This window comes from Streptomyces sp. NBC_00414, assembly GCF_036038375.1.
Classification (GTDB): domain Bacteria; phylum Actinomycetota; class Actinomycetes; order Streptomycetales; family Streptomycetaceae; genus Streptomyces.
In genome coordinates, this window is record NZ_CP107935.1 from 3,593,756 (window position 1) to 3,614,912 (window position 21,157).

20 protein-coding genes and 1 tRNA gene are annotated in these 21,157 nt (G+C 65.5%); 13 read left to right on the plus strand and 8 right to left on the minus strand.

Annotated features, from left to right (window positions below):
* Window positions 1–67: 67 nt before the first annotated feature.
* The 8 genes from OHS59_RS15290 to OHS59_RS15320 all read left to right on the plus strand — a co-directional run bounded on the left by OHS59_RS15290 (window position 68) and on the right by OHS59_RS15320 (window position 8,284).
* Window positions 68–808, plus strand: coding sequence for a GntR family transcriptional regulator (locus OHS59_RS15290; RefSeq protein WP_328493949.1), 741 nt, complete (start codon window positions 68–70; stop codon window positions 806–808).
* A gap of 809 nt (window positions 809–1,617) precedes the next feature.
* A complete protein-coding gene (locus OHS59_RS15295; RefSeq protein ID WP_328493950.1) occupies window positions 1,618–2,085 on the plus strand; it encodes a RipA family octameric membrane protein in 468 nt (155 codons plus the stop codon).
* A gap of 147 nt (window positions 2,086–2,232) precedes the next feature.
* A complete protein-coding gene (locus tag OHS59_RS15300) occupies window positions 2,233–3,306 on the plus strand; it encodes a nucleotide-binding protein (protein WP_328493951.1) in 1,074 nt (357 codons plus the stop codon).
* Window positions 3,303–4,061, plus strand: coding sequence for an HAD family hydrolase (locus OHS59_RS15305; RefSeq protein WP_328493952.1), 759 nt, complete (start codon window positions 3,303–3,305; stop codon window positions 4,059–4,061). Before OHS59_RS15300 ends, OHS59_RS15305 begins: the two co-directional genes overlap by 4 nt.
* A gap of 352 nt (window positions 4,062–4,413) precedes the next feature.
* Complete coding sequence (locus tag OHS59_RS15310; protein WP_328493953.1) at window positions 4,414–4,944, plus strand: hypothetical protein; 531 nt, start codon at window positions 4,414–4,416, stop codon at window positions 4,942–4,944.
* A gap of 35 nt (window positions 4,945–4,979) precedes the next feature.
* Window positions 4,980–6,350 carry a UDP-N-acetylglucosamine 1-carboxyvinyltransferase gene (locus OHS59_RS44575; RefSeq protein ID WP_443061444.1) on the plus strand — a complete coding sequence of 457 codons (1,371 nt, stop codon included), beginning with the start codon at window positions 4,980–4,982 and terminating at the stop codon, window positions 6,348–6,350.
* 540 nt (window positions 6,351–6,890) lie between these two features.
* Entirely contained in the window at window positions 6,891–7,457 is a 567-nt protein-coding gene (locus tag OHS59_RS15315) for a transposase (RefSeq protein ID WP_328493954.1), read from the plus strand.
* The gene (locus OHS59_RS15320; RefSeq protein WP_328493955.1) at window positions 7,397–8,284 is read left to right on the plus strand and encodes an IS3 family transposase; all 888 of its coding nucleotides are present in this window, start codon (window positions 7,397–7,399) and stop codon (window positions 8,282–8,284) included. Before OHS59_RS15315 ends, OHS59_RS15320 begins: the two co-directional genes overlap by 61 nt.
* Before the next feature lie 338 nt (window positions 8,285–8,622).
* On the opposite strand, the gene OHS59_RS15325 is transcribed toward OHS59_RS15320, so the two are convergent.
* From OHS59_RS15325 to OHS59_RS15335, 3 genes are read right to left on the minus strand one after another with little or no spacing between them, the layout of a single operon-like run.
* On the minus strand, window positions 8,623–8,952 hold the full coding sequence (locus OHS59_RS15325; protein ID WP_328493956.1) for a hypothetical protein: 330 nt from the start codon (window positions 8,950–8,952) through the stop codon (window positions 8,623–8,625).
* A 4-nt stretch (window positions 8,953–8,956) separates the two neighbouring features.
* Window positions 8,957–9,268, minus strand: coding sequence for a hypothetical protein (locus OHS59_RS15330; RefSeq protein WP_328493957.1), 312 nt, complete (start codon window positions 9,266–9,268; stop codon window positions 8,957–8,959).
* Window positions 9,258–9,809, minus strand: a complete 552-nt coding sequence (locus tag OHS59_RS15335) for a bifunctional DNA primase/polymerase (RefSeq protein ID WP_328493958.1) — start codon at window positions 9,807–9,809, stop codon at window positions 9,258–9,260. Before OHS59_RS15335 ends, OHS59_RS15330 begins: the two co-directional genes overlap by 11 nt.
* Window positions 9,810–10,222: 413 nt before the next feature.
* Here OHS59_RS15335 and OHS59_RS15340 point away from each other — a divergent pair, with 413 nt between their 5' ends.
* Window positions 10,223–11,470 carry a hypothetical protein gene (locus OHS59_RS15340; protein ID WP_328493959.1) on the plus strand — a complete coding sequence of 416 codons (1,248 nt, stop codon included), beginning with the start codon at window positions 10,223–10,225 and terminating at the stop codon, window positions 11,468–11,470.
* 28 nt (window positions 11,471–11,498) lie between these two features.
* Here the strand turns inward: OHS59_RS15340 and OHS59_RS15345 are convergent, their stop codons facing one another.
* On the minus strand, window positions 11,499–12,413 hold the full coding sequence (locus OHS59_RS15345) for a phosphotransferase family protein (RefSeq protein WP_328493960.1): 915 nt from the start codon (window positions 12,411–12,413) through the stop codon (window positions 11,499–11,501).
* A 117-nt stretch (window positions 12,414–12,530) separates the two neighbouring features.
* Between OHS59_RS15345 and OHS59_RS15350 the strand changes: the two genes are divergently transcribed.
* The 4 genes from OHS59_RS15350 (at window position 12,531) to OHS59_RS15365 (ending at window position 14,858) form a co-directional block, all read left to right on the plus strand.
* Window positions 12,531–12,590: transfer RNA gene (locus tag OHS59_RS15350), tRNA-OTHER, on the plus strand.
* Window positions 12,591–12,713: 123 nt separating this feature from the next.
* The gene (locus OHS59_RS15355; RefSeq protein WP_328493961.1) at window positions 12,714–13,235 is read left to right on the plus strand and encodes a hypothetical protein; all 522 of its coding nucleotides are present in this window, start codon (window positions 12,714–12,716) and stop codon (window positions 13,233–13,235) included.
* A 165-nt stretch (window positions 13,236–13,400) separates the two neighbouring features.
* Window positions 13,401–13,928, plus strand: coding sequence for a hypothetical protein (locus tag OHS59_RS15360; RefSeq protein ID WP_328493962.1), 528 nt, complete (start codon window positions 13,401–13,403; stop codon window positions 13,926–13,928).
* A gap of 177 nt (window positions 13,929–14,105) precedes the next feature.
* A complete protein-coding gene (locus OHS59_RS15365; protein WP_328493963.1) occupies window positions 14,106–14,858 on the plus strand; it encodes a DUF4142 domain-containing protein in 753 nt (250 codons plus the stop codon).
* A 32-nt stretch (window positions 14,859–14,890) separates the two neighbouring features.
* Here the strand turns inward: OHS59_RS15365 and OHS59_RS15370 are convergent, their stop codons facing one another.
* The 4 genes from OHS59_RS15370 to OHS59_RS15385 all read right to left on the minus strand — a co-directional run bounded on the left by OHS59_RS15370 (window position 14,891) and on the right by OHS59_RS15385 (window position 21,082).
* On the minus strand, window positions 14,891–15,523 hold the full coding sequence (locus tag OHS59_RS15370) for a MarR family winged helix-turn-helix transcriptional regulator (RefSeq protein WP_443061632.1): 633 nt from the start codon (window positions 15,521–15,523) through the stop codon (window positions 14,891–14,893).
* 136 nt (window positions 15,524–15,659) lie between these two features.
* Window positions 15,660–16,742 (minus strand): LacI family DNA-binding transcriptional regulator, encoded by a 1,083-nt coding sequence (locus OHS59_RS15375; RefSeq protein ID WP_328493964.1) that lies wholly within the window; start codon window positions 16,740–16,742, stop codon window positions 15,660–15,662.
* 111 nt (window positions 16,743–16,853) lie between these two features.
* Complete coding sequence (locus OHS59_RS15380) at window positions 16,854–19,301, minus strand: beta-galactosidase (protein ID WP_328493965.1); 2,448 nt, start codon at window positions 19,299–19,301, stop codon at window positions 16,854–16,856.
* A complete protein-coding gene (locus OHS59_RS15385; RefSeq protein WP_328493966.1) occupies window positions 19,301–21,082 on the minus strand; it encodes a glycoside hydrolase family 35 protein in 1,782 nt (593 codons plus the stop codon). Before OHS59_RS15385 ends, OHS59_RS15380 begins: the two co-directional genes overlap by 1 nt.
* Window positions 21,083–21,157 lie beyond the last annotated feature (75 nt).

Sequence of the window (21,157 nt, forward strand, 5' to 3'; positions counted from 1 at the left end):
CACGAACGTGGACAAGCTGTCTACGGGAACGCACAACCGCAGAGGTCACGGCCACGGAGGGCCCCACATGCCGCCGAAGAGCACGCAGCCGAAGTACCGGCAGATCGCCGACTACCTGCGCGAAGGCATCCTGAACGGCACCTACCCGGCCGGCCAACCGCTCCCGTCCGAGGAGTCGTTGGCGAAGCAGTTCGGGGTGACGCGCCCGACGGTGCGCCAAGGGCTCACAGAGCTTCGGGCGTCGGGTCTGGTCGAGGCGATCATGGGCCGCGGTACGTTCGCCCGCTCCCCCCACGGCCGCCCCAGTCACACGCGCCCGCGCGGCGTACGCCGAGCTGCGGACGGGCGCTACATCGAAGCCGACGGCCTCCGATGGACAGACGCCGAGCCACCCGTAGCCACCCGTACCGACGCCCCGTTGGCCTTGGCGGACCTGCTCCGCATCCCGCCAGGCGAGCCGATGTTCACGTACGACGCCCTACAGACGGCAGACCAGGGCCACTTGCGGCAGCTCCACCGGACGTACGTGCCGTTCTCAGTACTCCTCGACACCAAGTACGAGGAGGAGGCCCCACCGCCGGCACCGGACCTCTACAACGCGCTCGCCGAGCTGGGCCACGAACTCCACTTCACGGAGTACATCCGCACCCGCATGCCCTTGCCGGACCAGGCTCAGGCCCTCCGGCTCTCGGACGGAGTTCCGCTTCTACACGTCCTCCGAGTGACGCTCACGGAGACAGATAAGCCCTTGGCACTGGAGGAGTTCCACTTGCCGGGCGACGAGTTGGAGCTCTCGTTCAGGCTGTAGGGAACTGCGGCTGGCTCAGACTTTCTCTACGTCATCAAGGCGGCTCGCTCCGCTCCCCGCGCGGCCCGGCCCCCGGCCGGACCTGCGCTCCTGTCTCCGGGCAACTCACAAGCCTGCCCGAGTTGCCGGCCAGCGTACGGCCCCTTGATCATGCTCGCCCCCAAACCAGGCAAGCCACTGGCCAACCCGCTCCACCGACCTCTGGGTACGGCCTGAAGTCGATCTGCGAAGAGTCTCCCTCATCAACCGTTCATTGCCTAATATTAGCCCGATGATGCACAGAAGGGCAGTTGGAGCGCCGGAGGGGCGGGTGCGAGCGTGATCAGGAGCTCACTCTGATGCATCTAGGGGACGCGGCATCTGTCGCCAGGCTAGAGGGGGAATCATGCCTTACCAAGTTTTCCTGGGGTAATCGAAGGATCCCATCGAATCCCACAAGATCCAGCACGCAGCATCGGTGATCAACAAAAGCAGTCTAGCCGAAGCGAGAACATGGGAACCAAATCCTGCCAGATGCTCTAGAGCTAATAAAGTCTGCACCAAGCAGAGAAGAAGCAGACCGCGCGAATGAGTATCCAGAGGAACTTCTCCAGATATCTTTTCTCGGGATTGAAGTGAGGAACGGTGTCTTCACATACCCGGATAGTGCCAGACGGTCTGAGGAACGAACATCCTGGCCTGCGACCCCTGCGCGACACGCCAAAGAGAAAAAAGCTACAGGGTTTATCCAGCTCACAGAAACTATCTCGAAATCGTTGACTAGTAACGACCGTCCGGGGAAAACGCACAAATTCCAATGAAGAGGTTCGGTGGAAACTATCCCTAATTCACACCAGCAGTCGGAAGAGTTAGAACTCTACAAGCTGACCGTAGAGATGGCTGATCGCATATCTGCGCGACGGGGTTCTGCCAATTCTTTCTTCCTGTCCGTACAGACCGCGCTCGTTACTCTAATCGGCTTCGGGATTCCGGAGTTGTCCGAATCACCATGGTGGGTGTCGTGCGCAGTGGCTATGGCTGGTATCACTCTTGCCGTCGCATGGTGGATGCAACTGCGCAGCTACCGGGATCTCAACTCGGCAAAGTTTGCAGTTATCAACAGGCTAGAGGAAGGCCTATCTGTCAGAATTTTCACCGATGAATGGGAAGCCCTAAAGAGCGAAAGATTTTTCAGAGGGCGCAGCCGATACGCCGAGCTTGGGGCAGCTGAACGCTTCGTTCCGCTAGTTTTCGCTGGAATTCACCTGATCCTCTTTGGCGGCGCATTGGCGATGTGACTATCTCTATGGCCGAACTCGTTCGCGGCCCTCTCTACCCAACGGTGCCATGCGCTACGGTGAGCGTGATTAGTGGACGACGTATCGGGGGTAGAGATGTCATAGGCGTAAATTAATAATGCATCAGGTATATGACGGGAGGGCGGAGTGACACATAAGCCGCGGCTGTTCATCGCGTCGTCATCAGAAGGACTCGCCTACGCCGAAGCAATATTCTCCCAATTAGAGCGCGTTTCTGAGCCCAGTCTATGGACTCACGACATGTCCTCGCCGAGCGAGACATTAGTGGAGAGCCTTGAACGGGTTATTGCTAATACGGACTACGCTGTGGTCGTTCTCTCGCCCGACGATGTTCGCCAGATGCGCGGCAGCACTTCCTCAATACCAAGAGACAACGTCATCTTCGAAATGGGTCTGCTGATCGGAAAGCTCGGCCGAAACAAGGTCTTTATGGTCGCCCCCGACGTTCCGCAATGGCCCGCAACACTGAAAGGAATTGACCTCCATCTTCCGAGCGACATCTCTGGAATGCTTTTGCTAGGCTATGCAAAGCGGACGGATGGGAACACACTCGCAAGCGTAGCAACTGCATGCCGACGCATTTCGAGCACTTTGGCCAGTCAGAGCAGAAATCGCGGCCGCCCCCCACATTCCGAGGTGGCCTTTTGGAACAACGTGCAGGAGCGACATCTATCGGGCTTGGATCTTCGTAGTTTGGTTGAGGGAACTCAGTCATCAATATTCGTCTCTGGAATATCGCTCAGATACCTGGTACACCTGTGCTCAAATCAACTACGCAAAGTGCTGGCTGCGGAGGTAACTGTCGACATCCTGCTGCCATCGCATGAATCTGTGGAAAATGGCATATATGACCCGCATAAGACCCACATTCGGGACGAGTTCCCATTGGCTCTTGCGCGCTGGCGAGAATTTGCGAAAAGCTTGAACGACAAGGAAAGGAGCCTACTGAATATCACAGAGACACCACTAGCTCTAACCCAGTCCGTCGGTATCTACGACGGGACGATGTACGTAAACTCTTTCTGTGCCGGGCTGGATTCGCAAGAGCTCCCGAGTTTTCGGCTGAATTCGGACCTAGAAGCTTACCGCAGCTACCTCGTCGACATTAACACGCACTTGGCAGCAGGTCGCAAGATGGCTGGGGGTCGCAGCGACAACATCGTTCATTCTCTCCTGGAACGAATGGAGGGGAGCAAGTGATCATCAAAGCAGTTTTCTTTGATTGCTGGGACACTCTGCTGGACGACACGGTGGAACTAAGCGGGAACATCGAGCTGCGCCTAGCCAAGCAGTTGTCGCACGCTCGACGGGTAGACGGCGAGGTCGTCAATGCGGAGGTACGCAGCGAGGGGAAGCGGTTCGCCGCAGCGATCCGTGCCGGCCGCACTGTGCTGACGCCCACGAAACGGCTCAAGTCCATCCTGGACAGCCTGCCCGGGGCAAAGCCAGGTGAAGGCGATGACACACAACTGATCCGTCGGACGCTCGCCAACGTGGACGCTGCGGTTCACTGCATCCCTGTACCCCCGCTGCCAGGGGCACGCGACATCCTGGCGGAACTCAGTGCGGCAGGGCTGACTATTTGTTTGGTCTCCAACACAGGTTGGATTTCCTCAATAGCCGTCCGACACGTACTTGAGCGATACTCCCTGATGCAATATTTCAGCTTCTGCTACTTCTCGGAAGATGGCTACTACCCAAAACCGAACCCGGAGATGTTCGTTTGTGGTTTGCGAGACCTGGCCATCGAACCATCAAATGCGGTGCACGTGGGCGATCAGGTTCGCAGCGACGGTGTTGCGGCTCTAACAGCGGGACTCCAGCGCGTCGTCATATTGGAGGGGAGGTCGCGCTACCGTGAGCACCAACAAACACCATTCAGCGCCGATCCACGCATCATCAGGGTCGACTCGCTCAACTCCGGGGCTCGGGCCATCGCGGACTTGCGCTTCTGACTTTTGGAGTGAGCATCTCCCTCCAAGCTGGTTGGCTGGCTGGCTAGCTGGCCTGACGCTGGACCAAATTGCACGCGACAGAGTCTCTTCTTACCAGCCTCAGGACCTGTCGAGCTTCGAGGGAACAGGACACGATTTCTCCTCCCACGCAGCGTTTTTGCACGCACTCGTCCTCACTGCGGAAAAAGTGAGCCGACCCGTCAACTACCCCAAATTGGTCCATGACAGCTATTTATGGCGCCGAGTTCTTGAGCAACTCGGCTTGGCACCGCGAAGCCGCCTGCTAGAACTTCTGCCCGGATACTCCCGGACGATCCCCTTCGCGCTATACGGCGCAGATATCGACTGTTGCTTGACTCGTGTAGACAGCGATACTTCCGCAGCGTCCCCTCGGCACGCCGGGAACCGAATCGATCTGCGGCTGCTGGAACTCGATATCACCAGCCACGATCACTCCTGGGCCGGCTACGACTTCGTGGTGGGTAACCATATTCTCGACGACTTAATTATCTCACAGTGGGACCGCTCACGATATATTCGGTCTTTCGGTAACGTCGGCGAAGCGGCCTTGCTGTGGCGGGATTTCGGCGTTAGCGGAGGCTACACGTCGGTCATCACAGTTATAGGTTCGGTTTTCACCCGGTTGATGACCACTATGAGCCCTGGGGCTGTCCTCATACTCAGGGAGTATCCCGCCACCTTTGCCGCCATTCACGGAATCCAAGAACAAGTAGAACTGCACTGGCGGGCCTACCACGCGATCGTGCGACTGGCCCAGTCTTTCGCTGGGACCGCATGGGAGCAAGACATTTCCCAGATCCCGGTCGCCGATGGGTCACGGTTGACCGGCGGGGTGCTGTGTTTCCGACGCGGTAGGAACTGAGTGCCGTTCAGAACCCGGTGACTTTCCCTTGAATAATGGTGGGTAGTGAACTCGTTCAGAGAAAATTAGGCAGACGGCATCACAAATCTCACCGGTTTGAATGGGAGAGGATAGATTTGAATCCTTTGATTTACATCAACGGGGGCGGCCGTCTACATGGCGAGGCAGCTCCACAAGGAGCGAAAGGTTGCGCACTTCTACTGGCGGCTTGTTCATTCCTCGCTCCGAAGCCCGTAGTTTTGAGCAACGTCCCTGGGATTGCTGACATTAGCACGTTTATTGATATTGCCTTAGATCTCCGCTGTGATGCCAGATACATCGAGCACAAACTGAGCATAGATACGACATCTCTGCGTTGCCGAACTCGAATTCACAAAGACCTTGGAGCTCGCCTAAGGGTAACGCCTACGCTGGCAGCCGCGCTACTAGTTAGGACGGGTTCCGTAAAATTCCCAAATCCCGGAGGAGACAGTTTCTGCGAACGTCCAATAAACCTGCATCTGGCGGCTATGGAGGCAGCAGGTGCATCGATCATTTATGAGAACGGGTATTATGTTTCAACGCTTTCCGGTGCTCATCCCCGCGCTTTCAAATTTTCCGCCAATACAAGTCGAGGGCCAAGCCTGGGAGCGACAGCGACTTCACTGATATTGGCTGCGCGTGGACGTGGCACTTCCTTGATCACAAACCCAAGCCCTGAGCCGGAGATCGCTCATCTCGTCAACTACCTTAGAAATCTTGGTGTGCTGATAAGTTACAGATCCGACGGTGCACTCGAAGTCACAGGCAGCGAAGGCTTTCGCAGTTCCGACTATGTTTTACCGTCCGACCGGATCGAAGCCGGATCATTGGCGATTGCCACAATGATCACAAGTGGCCAAATTAAAATAATGAACTTTGCCCCGACTGATCTACCGGAATCTTTCTGGAGTCTCCTGTATGACTCCGGGGCCGAAATTTCCTTCGCGCGTGATTCATGCGTCATCAAGTCTGATGGTATATATTCTAGGGGCTCAAGAGGTCGGCATATTATTACGGCGCCACACCCCGGCTTCCCTACCGACCTACAACCTCAAGCCGCAGTTCTTGCCACACAAGTGAGTACGACAACTCGAATAACCGAAGGAGTCCACAAGCGCCGGTCCAGTCACGTTCTTGGGTTACAGGCTTTTGGGGCAGATGTCGAAAAATTTGGGAGCACAGTCAGAGTGAGAGGTAGGACTCCACTACGGGGGGCAACAGTCGTTGCTGCTGATGTGCGTTGTGCAGTTGCCTATGTTCTCGCTGGTCTTATTTCTTCAGGGGAAACCATTGTTTCTGGATTCTATCATTTGAGTCGTGGTCACGAAGATTTCGCTGGCATCTTGCATCGCCTAGGCGCCGAAATTCGTTGCGTGAGTAACTGACGTATTAGCACGGTCCGCAGTACTTGTTACGAGGCTTGTCGGGTGTTGCGGCACGGTTCCTGCGGCCCTGGACGCGTCCGACGTAACGCCAGCCGCCGCCGTCGGGGACATTCCCGAGCTTCTTGCCGTCGACGTGGAGCATCACGCCGGGATGGGGTCAGGACCGCGTGGGCGGCCGAAGCGGGCATGCCCGGCCGTCCGGCGATCCGGAGCGGGCCCAGCGGTTGTTTCCAGCGCAGATGCACGATCCGGCGGACCTGCGGTTGTGGGGTCCGGGCCGGGCTGCCATGAAGCCGTGGGGACCGGTCGAGCATTGCGGTCGGACCGGACTCGGCGCATCGATCGGGCTGCCGCTTGGCGGTGGGCCAGGACACGTCATAGCGCTCGGCAGCACAGGCGACTGGCCACCCGTCATCAACAATCAGACGCGCCAGGCGCAGACGGGCACGAGGCGTCAAAGGTCAACGCCGGTGAGGTTCGACCGAGATGCGGAGGATGGTGACGAAGAGTCAGATGGTTCTCATGAGAGAAACATCGACCATGGCTGCCCCCAGAAAGTACTCGTTGGAGTTGCGTGAGCGTGCGGTGCGGATGTACCGGACTTCCGACCCGAAACCGCAGATCAAGAAACTCGCCGTCGATCTCGGCGTACACCCGGAGGCCCTGCGCGGCTGGATCCGGCAGGCCGAAGCCGACGCCGGCGAGCGCGACGCCCGGCTCACCACCGACGAGCGGGCCGAGCTGATGGCGCTGCGCAAGGAAAATGCCCAGCTCAAGCGTGCCAACGATGTCCTGCGGACGGCCTCGGCCTTTTTTCGCGGCCCAGCTCGACCCGATCCGGCCCAGGTGACGGCGCTCCTCGACGAGCACCCGCACCTGGGGGTCGAGTGCGTACTCCGGGAACTGTCCATCGCCTCCTCGACGTACTACCGCCGGCGTCGTGCCGAGCGCGAGCCGTGTGAACGCCGGCGCCGGGACGTGGAACTCACCGAGCAGACCAAGGAGATCCACGTCGACTCCGGCGGCATCTACGACTCGCCCCGCGCGTGCACGCCGTCCTCAGACGCGAGGGCGTCCACGTCGGGCGCAAACGGGTCGAGCGCCTGATGCGCGAGGCCGACATCGCGGGCATCAGCCCACGCCGCAAGGGCTTCACGCGCCGCGACCCCAAGGCCGCCCTCGCCCCCGACCTGGTCGAGCACGACTTCACCGCGAAGGCCCCGAACCGGCTGTGGGTCACCGACCTGACGATGATCTCCGCTGCTGATGGGCCGTTGTGGCTCTCGGCGATCCGCGACGCCTTCTCCTGCCGCGTCGTCGCCTGGGAAACCTCCGCCCTCGCGGACGCCGATCTGGTCCTGCCGACGCTGGAGTACGCCCTCGCCTCCCGCGAGGTCACCCCCGGAAAGCTCGTCCACCACGCCGACCACGGGTGTCAGTACACGTCCGCGAAACTGACAACCCGGCTGCTGAGGGGGGGAGTTCAGGCTTCCATGGGATCCGTCGGGGACTCCTACGACAACGCCCTCGCGGAGAACCTCTGGATGCTCATCAAGACCGAATGCATCCGTGGCCGCACCTTCACCATCCGGGCCGAGGCCAACCTCGTGCTCTTCGAGTACATCGACGGCTTCTATAACAGCCGTCGCATCCAGAAACGGCTCGGCTACCTCAGTCCGGTCGAGTTCGAGGAGAAGCACTACGCCGACCAGGCGACAGCCGAACGGGCGAACCTAAAACCCCGTCAACCCGCCCTGACCAGCTCATCAGCACCTCCCGCACGCCGGGGGAACCTCACAGGTCGGAGCCGCTCCGATCCAAGGCGGCGCCCCCACCCAAGATGCTTCGGGACAAAGTGGTCCTCACTCAAAGTCTCACCGCCATGCTTCCGCCAGCGCAGCTTGCTCTGGTCGACGGCATGGCAGCGTGGCTGAGGGCGGTGGGGGTGCGGCGAGGCACACGCGTGCGTGGTCGGTCAGCGCGGCATCCGGCGCCAAAAAGCCCAAGCTTCCCAAGCTGATGTCCTGCTGCATGATTCCTGAGATGAGCCCTGTATTCGTTCCCCAAGCCCATCGGTCTGCCGTTCGTCCGGGCTGCGGCGCTGGGGCGCCGGTCCCGGCCGAGCGGCAGACCGCAGCAATATGGGGACCGAAGACAGCGAGAGGCCCCGCACATCATCCGCCGGGGGAACGGAGACGTACGGGGCTTGGATAGCCGCTTGCGGGAGCAGGCTCGTACCGCAGCCGGCCGAAGCTTCTCGGGTCGAAATGGGTCAGGCAGCCGACGAGTCGCGTCGGGCGTTCCCCGCCTCGCGCATCATCGTCTCCACTTGCGTCGGCGCCTGCGCCGCAAGGCCCGACAGGATCAGTTCCGCCAGCATCACGGCTGCTTCAGGGCGAACGTTGCCGAGGCGTACCAGGCCCTCGCCCGAGACGTTCACGTCGGCCGTGAGGCCAGGGAAGTCCGGCTCCAAGCCCAGGGCGGTGAGTTGCTCGGCTAATACGCCGGCACTGCGTCGAGCCTGTGCCCAGCCCCGCACGTAGGGCACGCCAGGCATCAGGTTCTCGGCTCGTTTGGCGACGACTCCCCGTCGGTCGGTCATCACGTCAGTCCCTTCCTGATCGGTGTTCCGGAGGTTCGGCCCCGCTCTCTTCCAGTCGTCGCAGTCCCGCAGCGAGCGCCAGGCGCAGCAGTTCCGCCAGGCGTTCCGCGGTGGCCGGTGAGACACGGCCAAGCTCGACCAGGCCCTGACCGAACGCATTCATTTCGGCGCGCAGGTAAGGAAAGTCCTTTTCCAGGCCGGCAGCCAGCAGAGCATCCCGGAGGGCCGTCGTGGCGTTGCGTGTGGTGTACCAGTCGTCGCTGTCCAGAGGCGACCAGGTGGCAGCGTCGTGCCGGTGAGCGGCGTCATTTCCCATCGGGCCGGTCCCCCTCGAAGGCGGAAAGCGTGAGGGCAGCCGCAGACGGGTAGCGCTCGCCGTACCGGTCCACACGAGCGAGCAGTTCGGCAGAGGCGACCAGCATGGTGGCCAGGGCGACCGGACGCAGCGGGTTGGCGATGGGCCGCCGAGTCGGAGCACGGAGCCACTGGTAGCGGTCACCGCTCATAGGCATGGGTCCCGGGACGACGACCACAGAGCCGTCTCCCAGGTAGCGGTATGCCGGTGGGGCGCCCTCCTCCTGTACCAGGTGTTGGGTGAACATCTCCTCGCTGTGCGAGCCGAGGAAGAAGCCGACTCGCTGCGCCTTGCGGTCGAGCACGGCGGGTCCGAACGGCAGACCCCTGCGCAGGAGTTGGTCGAAGGTCTCCATGCCAACCCGCTGCTCGACCGTCACCGTGTCGAAGAAGCGGCCGGCTGCCAGCACGTACGGTGCGCGAGGATCGCTCGCCCAAGCCATCCGGCATTCGACCGGATCATCTGCCGCCGCGGAGAGCCATTCGACGCCTCTCGTGGTCATCCTCTGCACGTCATCTCACCTCGGTCTGACTCGGTCACGGCCGCGATGCCGCCCTGTGTCCAGACTCGGGGCTGGGCCCCCGGCCAGGGCAGATGACGAGAGGTGACGGGGGATGACGCGTCACGCGAGGACGCGTCATCCCCCGTCAGGGCGCAACCACGGGCTATCTAGGCTTACTTGGGGCGCTCGGTAGCGAACCGCGCGTACATTCAGACGTGGATCCACAGAGTCACTGACCTCAGCAGTCCCACCAGTGCACGCGCGGGGAGGGAACGGTCACGTCTTCCATGCAGCCGACCGACATCCGCTTACGGCAGGCCCGTGCGGACAGAGGTTGGAGTCAGCCGCGGTTGGTACGTGAGTTGCGGCAGGTCGCTGCTCGACGCGGGCACCAGCTTCCGGCGGACACCAGTGTGAAACGCCGAATCGCGAGCTGGGAGAACGGCCACAGCGTCCCGGACGATTTCTATGGTCCGTTACTGTGCGAGGTGTTCGGGCTCAGCGCCGCCGAACTCGGACTGACCCACGGGAGCGGACGGGATACGTCGCTCATGGACGTCACCTATCCGGCCAGCCCCGACGACGCGATCGAAGCAGTCGGCCAGCTGTGGCGTGCTGATCTCAATCGATACGAACCGCTCTTGCAGGCTGAGCCGTCCGGGCCCGCGTGGAGCGAAGCGTCCCTCCGGTGGCTGGTTGCGCCCGACCCGGCGATTCCCAGGCAGCGCAAGGACGGAATCCGGGTCGGTCTCGGAGACGTGGCAGCGATCAAGACCACGGCGGACATGTTCGCCGAATTGGACGACCGGTTCGGGGGCGACCACGCCCGGCACGCGGCCATCCAGTACCTCAGTACCGAAGTGGCGCCGCTCCTGCGCGGGCAGTACACCGAACAGGTCGGTCGGGCCTTGTTCTCCACCGTGGCGGAGGCGACGCTCCTCGCCGGTTGGATGTCGTACGACGCCTGCCGTCATGGCTTGGCGCAGCGATACTTTCTCCAGGCTCTCCGGTTGGCCCAGGACGCCAACGACCGCCAGCTCGCCGGAAGCATCCTGTCGGCCATGAGCCATCAGGCAACGTTCCTCGGTCGCTACACCGAGGCCGCCACGCTCGCTCGGGCTGCGCTCATGGGGATCTCCCCCGTGGCAACCCCGACGCTGCGCGCGCAGTTCCATGCCATGGAGGCTCGTGCCCTCGCTCGAACCGGCGACGTGCGCGCCTGTGAGGCAGCGCTGAACGCGGCCACGAAGGCACTGGAGAGCCGCAACAGCGATGACGAGCCGGAGTGGATCAGCTACTTCGACGAAGCCGAGCTTGCCGCCGAGGCCGCGCACTGCTTCCGTGACGTCGACAGCGCCCGCCAGGCCGTCGCCCACGCGGAGAACGCCATGAGCGGCAGCCACGTACGAAGCGACTTTTTCGCGACCATGGTCCTGGCCGACGCACATCTACGGGCCGGAGACGTCGAGGAAGCCTGCCGTGTGGCGCTGGACGCGCTCGATTTGGGAGAGCAGCTGAAGTCCGCGCGATGCGTCAGTTATCTCGCCGAGTTCCGGCAGAACCTCGTAACGGCTGGCCAGAGCGCCGAGGTGCACATCTTCACCGAGCAAGTCAGAGACCACAGACTGTGGGTCGCTTCCGGCGATCACGCCACTGTCTGAGGACGCTGCGGGCACACAGACCCACCATTCAGAACGCGTTCCACTCGTCTCGCCCCTTCCCCGTGCGGAGAGATCGCACCCGTCGGGCGAACTCCGCGCCGGACCGCTCGTTGGCCGTGACCTGGTGACCGAGCCAGACAACCATCATCAGCTCACGCAGATCAGCCAGCGTCTCGTACCCCGGCCAGTTCATTAGGTCGAAGCCGTAGCGGTGGACGAACTCCGCGTACTCCGCCTTCGAGTGCCAGCCGTAACGGTCGTAGTAGATCGCCGTCAGGATCAGGTCCCACTCGCGCGGAGCGAGCGTGAAGCCGTCCAGGTCGATGAAGACCGCGTGACCGTCGCTGTGGCGGAGGACGTTTCCGATGTTGGCGTCCCCGTGAATCATGCCAAAGGGGAGTACGAAGTCCAGACGGTCGTAATCCTTGGCGAGCTTGGCCGCTCGTTCCTCCAAGAATTGCCGGTCCTCCCCCGCGACGCCGTCCAGCCCTTCGAGGGACGCCGCCAGTTTGGCGAGCGGATCGAAGTACGGCAGGCCCAGCGACTGCGGCTCTTCGAGCCAGTGCAGGCGGCGCAGCAGATCGGCCAGCTCGCCGATGGTGGCGTACTCCACGTTCTCCTGGACGCTCTCCCAGAAGGTCACGACCAGGCCGCCGACGACGAGCGGCTGAGCGATCTGTGTCGGCACCCGTGTGGCCGGGAAGTCCTCCGACTCCAGCCAGCGGGCCACCTTCACCGCTCGGTCCATCTCCGCCAGGACCGACGGGTCACGCGCGATGCGGACGATGATCGGTAACGACGCCAGGCGGTAGACAGCGTTCGAACCGAGCCGCAGCAACTCGGCGCCGGCGGAGTCGAGTCCGGCCGTCGTGCACGCCTCCCGGAGGACGGGCGCCAAGCCCTCCGCAGTGAACTCCGTGCCGCCGCCGCTGCCCGAGATCATGCTCCGACGATACGGGCCCGACCGTCAGCCTGACAGGTCGCCCGCGTAATAGGGACGTGATGATGTTGCTCGGCATCCGCGCGGGAGGAGTCTCCTTCGCTGGTCAGACGCCCTGTCGTCCCTGTTCTCATCTGGCCTCCGGAGCCGTGTGCGCAGGTTCGAATCCTGCCGGGGGCACCTTGTAGTAGGTGCTCGAAGACCCCGCCGTCAGCGTGTTCGCTGAGGACGGGGTCTTGGCGTATGTGCTGGCGATGTTGCCGGAAGCCTCGGTCGGCCGTCGCGTCGGTATCGTCCCCGGGCATGGAGACAGGCGATCTGCCCGGGTGGGCGGCTCTGGTGGTGTCGGTCGTTTCCGTGGTCGTCAGTTACCGGCTCGGCGTCCGTTCCGCTCGGGCCTCGGAGCAGTCGGCCGCTGCATCGCAGGCGTCCGCGCAGGAGGCACGGCGTTCGTCGGATGCCGCCGAGCGGTCCGCGAGCGCGGCTGAGGGCTCGCTCGCTCTTCAGCGGCAGGAAGCCGATGAGCGGCAAAGGGCGGCAGAGCAGGTGGAGTTGCGGATCGAGCGCACCGGAGGCGGCAGTCGCCTGCGGCTGCGCAATGTTGGTGGAGCCGTGGCCACAGGGGTGACCATCCACGATGCTCCGGGCATCAGCACCCAGGATCGGGAGTTCAACTTCCGCACCGGGATCAGCAACGTGGAACTCGCTCCTGGCGAGGCGCGCGAGTTCTTGGTCTATCGGACGGGAAGCCCGCGCATGCCGGCGCACCTCTGGGTCACGTGGCAAGGGCAGGCGGAGCGGGTCGCCCTCGCGGTTCCGGCGTGACATGGACTCCAGTGGTCCGCTCGCGGGTCCGCTGTCGCCGGGATGGCCTGAGACAGGGCGTCTTCGCTTGACCGCGCGTATAACCGCGCGTGGGACAATACTGCCTCGGCATCCTCCTCTCGCCTCGCCGCGGACTCGTCCTGCAAAGGAATCTGGAGGCGGAACATGATCGGGCAGCAGATCGTCACCATACTCGCTGTCGCCGTCGGTGCGGTGATGTCGTTTCTCGGGACGTTCACCATTGAGGAACGTCGTCGCAAGGCCGACAGGTCCAGGCAGTGGAGCGAGTTACAACTGCAGGCCTACTCCAAGCATCTGATGAACGCCCAGCGCGTTGTGGCGATCACAAGGACGCTGGTCCTGGGGCTGCCGTCGGAGGAAGACAGCCGGCGCATCCACGCCGAACTCGAATCCGCGCACATGGAACGCAATATGAGCGTGGAGCATGTTCGGCTGCTCGCTCCTCCTGTGATAGTCGAGGCCGCGTACCTTCTGAATCGTTCGGTATGGCAGCTGCAGGATTTCGCCCGCGGCGAGCTGGAATGGGATGAGCAGGCCTGGCGTCGGCGGTACGAGGAATTCACACGAAATCTCTTCGGGTTCGAGAAAGCCATTCGGGCCGAGTTGGAGATTCCTGGCGAAATTCCGTATCCGCCGAGGCCGCCGGAGTGGTTCCTCCGCAAGCACACCTAAGCAGGCTCAATCGGGCGTAAGCGGACCGATGGGGGCGTAAACAGGCATAGGTGGGCGATATCAACCGACCAAGTAGGCGGAATTCGCGTCGAGTGCAAAATTTACCCTGAGCAATGATTGCCTTGTGCGTCTCGTACGTACCCCCTGTGGACCGAGCCGTTCACCTCAGGAGGCAGCATGCGCGTCACGCAACGCACGGCAGGGACCGTATTCGTGATCGGTGGGCTGGCCGTGACGCTTGCCGCGCTCGCGTATCCCGCCCTCGTCGGGGTGGAGACCACGACGACCAGTCAGGACCGGATCATCGCCAACACCCGGTACGGGCCCCTGACCGAGGCCGACCGGGACTTCGTCGTCAAGGTGCGGGCCGCGGGGCTCTGGGAGCATCCGCTGGGGTTGATGGCCATGGAGCGTGGCACGACGCCCGCGATGAAGGAGGCCGGGAAGCACCTTGTCGCCGGGCACTCCGGGCTCGACGAGATGTGTCGGAAGATGGCCCCCGAACTGGGGATCACCCTGCCCAACCAGGCCAGCCCGCAGCAACAGCAGTTCGTGGCGACCGTGGACGGGAGCACCGGGCAGCAGTTCGACACGACCGCCGTCAACATCATGCGCGTCACGCACGGGCAGATCTTCCCCGTCATCGCCAAGATCCGCGCCAACACCAAGAACACCATGATCCGTGAGCTGGCCGACCTGGCCAACGACACCGTCCTCGACCACATCACGGTGTTGGAGAAGACCGACCTGGTCAACTACGACCAGGTCAACTTCCAGCAGACCACCCCGCCCAAGCTTCCCAAGACCGAGATGACCCCGCCCGCCCCGCAGCCGGGCGCACCCGTCCTCGTCCTCAACGAGCCCGAGGGCCTGGACGTCAACACGACCTCCCCGACCCCGACCCCCACTCCCACCCCCGCCGTCGGGTGAGCGGATCAGTGAGGGAGAGGGGCTCGCACGCTTTACGCGTCGTGCCTCGCCGTCGCGTCCACCCAGCCCAGCGGGTGCGGCTCCGCGTCGTCCACGTCCGGGACCGGGGGTTCGCCGCCCGCCTCGTTGAAGGCGGTCAAGGCCTCCACGATCGCCGTCCGTTGGTGGGGAGTGAGGCGTTCCACGATCGTGGCGATCTCCGCGCGGCGGCGGGCCGTGACGTCCTCCACCGTGCGCCGCCCCTCCTCCGTGAGCCGCAGCAGGGTCTCGCGGCGGTTGCCGGGGTTGGTCTGCCGGTCGGCGAGACCGGCGGTGATGAGCCGGTCGACCATCCGCATGGCGGTCGACGGCGCGACCTGGAGCAGTTCGGCGAGGGTGACCAGCTTGGTCGCGCCACGCGTGGACAGGACGACCAGCATCCGGACCTGCGGCAGCGTCACCCGCTCCTCGACCTCGGCGAGCGAACGGGCCGAGACCGCGACGAGCACGCGCGACGCGGTCAGCACCGCCCGGGTCACCGCGTCGACATCATCGACACCGTCGACGGCCGCGTCCTCCGCGGTCACCGCGGCCACTTCGGCCACCTCGGTCACCGCGGCCACTTCGTTCTTGGTGGTCGTGTCCTTCGTGACGTCCAGGTCCTCCGTGACATCGACGTCATCCATGGCTCCGACAGGGGTCTCGTGCTCCGGCATGTGTCCTTTCTATCTCGCCGAAGTGTTCGCCCACTCACCTGATCCACACAGATTTTCCCTGTACGTGACCTGGGCGCGTGACCGGGTACGTGACCTGGCCAGGCGCTCAACGCCCCGGCGCCGGGCCCGTACTTCTGCGCACGATCAGTTCGACCGGCACCACCCGGCCCAGCGCCGGTTCCGGTGGGCCGTCCAGTTGGGACAGGAGCAGCCGCAGGGAACGCGTACCGATCTCGGGGAAGTCGGTACGGACCGTGGTCAGCGGGGGCAGCAGGTGCGCGGCCTCGGGGATGTCGTCGTAGCCGACCACGCTGACGTCGTCCGGCACATGGCGGCCCGACTCGTGGAGGGCGCGCAGCACCCCGAGTGCCATCTGGTCGTTGGAGGCGAAGATCGCGGTGACGTCGGGATCTCCGGCCAGGCCGCGGCCCAGTTCGTAGCCCGAGTCGGCGCTCCAGTCGCCGACGAGGGGCTCGTGGACCGGGGCCCCCGCCGCCTGCAGCGTGGCCCGCCAGGCCTCCACCCTCCGGTCCGCCGACAGCCAGCCCGTGGGGCCCGCGATGTGCCGGACCGTCCCGTGGCCGAGGTCCAGCAGGTGTTCGGTCGCCATACGGGCGCCCGCGCGGTTGTCCGCCGTCACGAACGACGCGTCGTTGCCCAGGTCGTTCTCCAGGATCATCAGCGGGGTGTCGAGCTGTGCCTCCGCCAGCGCCCTGCCCACCCAGCGCTGCGGGGCGATGGCGATCACACCGTCCGCGCCCTCGGCCGACAGCGTGTCCACGGCGCGTACGACGGTGGCCCGGTCGGCCGTGTCGAGTGCGATCGAGCTCACGAGGTAACCGGCGTCCTGGGCCGCCGTGTTGATCGCGGTCAGGATGGAGGCGGGGCCGAACCGGGCCGCGTCGAAGGAGATCACGCCGAGCATGCGGGTCCGGCCGCTGGCCAGGGAGCGTGCGCTGCGGCTCGGGCGGTAGCCGAGGGTGCGCATGGCGGTCAGGACCACCTCGCGGGTCTCGGGGCGGACGGCCGGGTTGTCGTTCAGCACGCGGGAGACCGTCTGCTTGGACACACCGGCCAGCCGCGCCACGTCGCCCATCACCGGGCGCGCCCCCGCGAAGTTGCGTCGGCTGCGGCCCTTGGCGGGTCCTGGCCCTGGGGGCGGCGCGCCGTCACCGGTGCTTCGGGTCATGGCGGGTGATGTCCTTCGGGTTCGTGGTTCGTCCCGGCGGTCGTGCCCTCGCCCGGCTGGCCCACAGAATAGGCCGCCGGGCGAGAGAGTGGCGTCACGGGCGCTGCGGGCTCACCCCTCCCCCACCGCCCAGGTACGGGTCGTCACCCACTCGACCCGCTCGACCGCCACCTCGGCTCCCCCGCCGCCGGCCGCCCCCTCCGCCACGTACACCCTCGCGTCCGCCCGTCGCGGCAGCACCTTCAGTCGCAGCCCCTCCCCCCGAAGGGCGAAGGCCGGGAGTCGGTCCAGGGCGATGTCCCAGGGCAGTCCCGCGAAGAACTGGTCCGCCACCAGTGTGTCGCCGACGTAGGCGCGTGCCACGTCTCCGGTCCAGTGGACGCGCAGGAGGGTGCCGGTGAGGGGCAGTCCGTCCGGAACGGCGATGGCGTACTCGGCGGCGGCCGTGTCGTAGTGCTCGTCGGCGGGGGCGCTCGCCCGGCCCTGCACGCCCGTCACGGGTTCGGGCGCCGGGCCCGCGGCACGGACCAGCCCCGCCTTCCCCGTAAAACGCGGGTGCCGGCCCTCGCTGAGCACCTGAAACCGCGTGAACACCCCGTCTCCCGACTCCCGCACGCTCGCGCCCGTCACCACCGGCGGCCGGCGTGGCGCGGGCAGCACGGCGAACGAGGGGTCACCGGCCGGGCCGTGCACGCGTACCTCTCCCTGCCCGTCCCGCGCGTGCTCGTCGAAGACGACGCCTGCGCCGGTCTCGCAGAGCACCAGCCGTTCGGCTCCCCAGGCGACACCCCGGTAGGCGGTACGGGCCGTCGTCGCGTCCAGGACCAGGATGCCGACCCGGTCGCCGTCCGCCGTGTCCACCTCCACCAGGGCGTCGGTGCCGGGGCGCAGCCCGGTGACCAGGACGCGGCCGTCGAGCGTGGCGCACTGTCCGGAGGGCGTCCGCACCGACGCCAACGTGGTGGCGTCCAGGGCCAGTTCGACGGGCACGCCCTCCGTCGCCGCCAGCACCAGGACCGTACGACTGCCGCCGTCACCGTCGTCGACGACCGTGCACACGGGCTGGGCGGTGGCCCAGTCCAGGCGGAGGCCGTCCACGTCGAGGCGGAGGGGCCAGCAGAAGTAGGCGCCCGCCGGGACCGTGACGGGTGTGCTCGGGAGGGTGAGCGCGGGCCCCGCCGGGAACTCGACCGTGAACGAGGTGTCCGGGTGGGCGGGCAACTCCTCGTGCGGCTGGTGGTTGTTGACGAAGAGGAAGCCGGAGTCCTCCGCGGCCCGGACCGCCCAGCGCAGGGTGTCCCGGTCGCCCTGCCCCGTCGGCTGTCGTGCCGGGAGGAAGGACTCCATCGGCGCGAGCAGCTGCCCGAAGTCCGCCAACATCAGGTGCTGGAGGCGCAGTTCGTCGTACGAGGGCCGGTACTGGCCGTACTCGCCGAGCGGAGCCTGGAAGTCGTAGGTTCGGACGGGGAGGTCGTTGGGGTAGCCCGTCGCGTGGGACTCCTGGAGGGTCGTCCGCTCCCCCACGGGATTCGTCCCGCCGTGGAACATGTAGTAGCCCTGCCACACGGATCCGCAGCCGATCTTCGTGAGGCCGAGCGCGCCGACGTCGGCCGCGTCGACCCGTGGACGGCGGTGGTAGGAGACCGCCATGCCGCCGCCCAACTCGCAGGTGGCCCAGGGGAATCGGGCCGCCGAGGCCGACGGGTCGGCGCCGCGTACCGTCGTTGGGCGCAGGTCGGCGCCGATGCCCTCGTCATCACGCTGGTGGGTGAAGAAGAAGTGCTTGCGGCAGGTGTCGGGCCAGCCGCCGTCGGCCTCGGTCCAGAAGGTCTCGGGGTAGCCGCCGTACAGCGGAAGCAGTTCGTCGGGCGGGAGTCGGACCCCGCCCCACGCCGTCGACGTCCAGAGCGGGGCGCTCAGACCGGCGTCCTGTGCCATGCGTTTCAGGGTCAGCAGGTGGCCCGGCTGGTCGTAGAGCTCGTTCTCGATCTGGATGGCGACGATCGGGCCGCCGTGCGCGCGGTCGAGCCCGTACAGCTGCCCGGCGATCGCCTCGTACCAGGTGCGTACGGGTTCGAGGTAGGCCGGATCGTCGGTGCGCGGGGCGCGGGTGCGGGTCAGGAGCCAGTCGGGGAAGCCGCCGTTGCGGACCTCCGCGTGGGACCAGGGGCCGATGCGGGGGATGAGGTCCAGGCCGTGGCGGGCGCAGAGTTGGGCGAATCTTCGCAGGTCACGGTCGCCGTCGAAGCGGATCCGGCCCTCGGTCTCCTCGTGGTGGATCCAGATGACGTAGCCGGCGACGGCCGTCACCCCGCCCGCCTTCATCTTCAGCAGCTCCTCCTCCCACTCCCCTGCCGGGTAGCGGGTGTAGTGGAACTCGCCGGAGACCGGGAACCAGGGCCGGCCGCCGCGGGTGAGGCAGCGGCTGGTGACCTCGATCGGGTCGGGGACGCCGGGGGCGTCGGCTAAGGGGAGGTGGCCGGTGAGCGGCGGCGCGGCGGGCGCGGACACCTTCAGCCGATGGGATGCCGGGCGCAGGGGCGGGCGGAGGGAGGTCATCAGGGCTTCACCGGGCCGAGGTCGGGCGTGTCCGTGAGGTGGACGCGCGGCTCGGTCGTGGCCTGCAGTTCCAGCAGGACCAGTTCGTTGGTGCCGGGACGCAGGACGGGCGCGGGCACGTACAGCGTGCGCTGCGGGCCGCGGTTCCAGTAGCGGCCGAGGTGGAAGCCGTTGATCCAGGCCTGGCCCTTGGTCCAGCCGGGCAGGGAGAGGAAGGTGTCGGCGGGCGTACGGACCTCGAAGGTGCCGTGGTGGAAGGCCGGTCCGGCTCCCGCGGGCAGGTCGGCGGCCGGGGCGAAGGGCACCTGGCCGACGGCGTCCAGCGCCAGGGGGTGGCAGTCCCAGCCGTGCAGGGCGGTGCCGTCGAAGGTGACCGGTCCGAGCAGGCCCTTCGGGGCGCCGATGCGCGGGCCGTAGTTGACGCCGCCCATGTTCTCGACGAGCACGTCCAGCGTGGCGCCGGCTCGCGCAACGCGCACGGGCAGGGCTTCCTCATGGTGTTCGCGTTCGAGTACGCCGACGGGGGCGCCGTCCACGAAGACCTGGGCGCGGTCGCCGACCCCGCCCGCGAAGTGCAGGACACCGTCGCCGGACACGGGGAGCGTGGTGCGGTACAGGGCGTAGCCCGCGCGCAGGCCCAGCTCCTCCATCGTCACCGGGTCGGCGTCGACGCGTACCGGCTCGGCGAGGAGGCCCGCGTGCGCGAGCAGCGGAGCCCGGCCGTCCAACTCCACGGACGTGGGCGGGAGTTTGGGCTCCGGTGCCGGGGCGGGCTCGTCGGGTACCGGGGCGTGGCGGGCGATGACCTCGCGGAAGGCGTGGTACTTCGGACCCGGGTCGCCGGACTCGGTGAGGGCCGCGTCGTAGTCGTACGAGGTCACGACGGACTCGTACGCGTGGTCGTGGTTGGCGCCGTTGGTGAAGCCGAAGTTGGTGCCGCCGTGGAACATGTAGATGTTGACCGAGGCGCCCGCGGAGAGCAGCCGGTCGAGGTCGGCGGCGGCGTCGGCCGCGTCGCGCACGTGGTGCGGTTCGCCCCAGTGGTCGAACCACCCGATCCAGAACTCCGCGCACATCAGGGGTCCTTCGGGCCGATGGGCACGCAACTGCTCCAGGGACTCGGTGATCCGGCTGCCGAAGGTGCCGGTGCTGAGGACACCGGGGAGGCTGCCGGCCGCCAGGTGCTCCGGGTTGGCCTGGTCGCAGGTGAAGAGGAGTTCCTCGACGCCCCGGGCGCGGAAGGACTCGGCGAGGTGTTCCAGGTACGCGCGGTCGTCGCCGTACGCCCCGTACTCGTTCTCCACCTGTACGGCGATCACCGGGCCCCCGTTCGCGACCAGTTGGGGCAGGATCGGGGGCAGCAGCAGGTCGAAGTAGCGGTCGAGGGCGTCGGTGAAGCGGGGGTCGCTGGTGCGCAGCCGGATGTCGGTGTCCGTGGTGAGCCAGGAGGGCAGACCGCCGCCGTCCCACTCGGCGCAGATGTACGGGCCGGGGCGCAGCAGGACGTGCAGGCCCTCGGACTTCGCCAGCCGGAGATAACGCGGCAGGTCGAGGATGCCGTCGAGGACGAGGGTGCCTGGCTCGGGCTGGTGGAGGTTCCAGGGGACGTACGTCTCCACCGTGTTGAGGCCCATCAGCCGGGCCTTGCGGAGCCGGTCGGCCCACTGGTCGGGGTGGATGCGGAAGTAGTGCATCGCACCGGAGATGATCCGGAACGGCTCTCCGTGGAGCCGGAATCCGTCGGACGAGGTACTCAGGGCCGACGTGCTCGGAGCGGACATGAGGAGGCTGTTTCCCTTCAGCTCGGGTGTGGGATCGGACGGGGGACCGGTACATCGGACGTGGGACCGGTACAG

Excerpts from the sequence above, each read along its gene's own strand:
- OHS59_RS15325 (WP_328493956.1), bottom strand. The coding sequence starts at position 8,952 with ATGACCGACCGACGGGGAGTCGTCGCCAAACGAGCCGAGAACCTGATG.
- OHS59_RS15355 (WP_328493961.1), top strand. The coding sequence starts at position 12,714 with ATGGAGACAGGCGATCTGCCCGGGTGGGCGGCTCTGGTGGTGTCGGTC.
- OHS59_RS15360 (WP_328493962.1), top strand. The coding sequence starts at position 13,401 with ATGATCGGGCAGCAGATCGTCACCATACTCGCTGTCGCCGTCGGTGCG.
- OHS59_RS15375 (WP_328493964.1), bottom strand. The coding sequence starts at position 16,742 with ATGACCCGAAGCACCGGTGACGGCGCGCCGCCCCCAGGGCCAGGACCC.
- OHS59_RS15345 (WP_328493960.1), bottom strand. The coding sequence starts at position 12,413 with ATGATCTCGGGCAGCGGCGGCGGCACGGAGTTCACTGCGGAGGGCTTG.
- OHS59_RS44575 (WP_443061444.1), top strand. The coding sequence starts at position 4,980 with ATGGTGGGTAGTGAACTCGTTCAGAGAAAATTAGGCAGACGGCATCAC.
- OHS59_RS15365 (WP_328493963.1), top strand. The coding sequence starts at position 14,106 with ATGCGCGTCACGCAACGCACGGCAGGGACCGTATTCGTGATCGGTGGG.
- OHS59_RS15385 (WP_328493966.1), bottom strand. The coding sequence starts at position 21,082 with ATGTCCGCTCCGAGCACGTCGGCCCTGAGTACCTCGTCCGACGGATTC.
- OHS59_RS15330 (WP_328493957.1), bottom strand. The coding sequence starts at position 9,268 with ATGGGAAATGACGCCGCTCACCGGCACGACGCTGCCACCTGGTCGCCT.
- OHS59_RS15335 (WP_328493958.1), bottom strand. The coding sequence starts at position 9,809 with ATGACCACGAGAGGCGTCGAATGGCTCTCCGCGGCGGCAGATGATCCG.
- OHS59_RS15290 (WP_328493949.1), top strand. The coding sequence starts at position 68 with ATGCCGCCGAAGAGCACGCAGCCGAAGTACCGGCAGATCGCCGACTAC.
- OHS59_RS15380 (WP_328493965.1), bottom strand. The coding sequence starts at position 19,301 with ATGACCTCCCTCCGCCCGCCCCTGCGCCCGGCATCCCATCGGCTGAAG.
- OHS59_RS15370 (WP_443061632.1), bottom strand. The coding sequence starts at position 15,523 with ATGGATGACGTCGATGTCACGGAGGACCTGGACGTCACGAAGGACACG.
- OHS59_RS15315 (WP_328493954.1), top strand. The coding sequence starts at position 6,891 with ATGGCTGCCCCCAGAAAGTACTCGTTGGAGTTGCGTGAGCGTGCGGTG.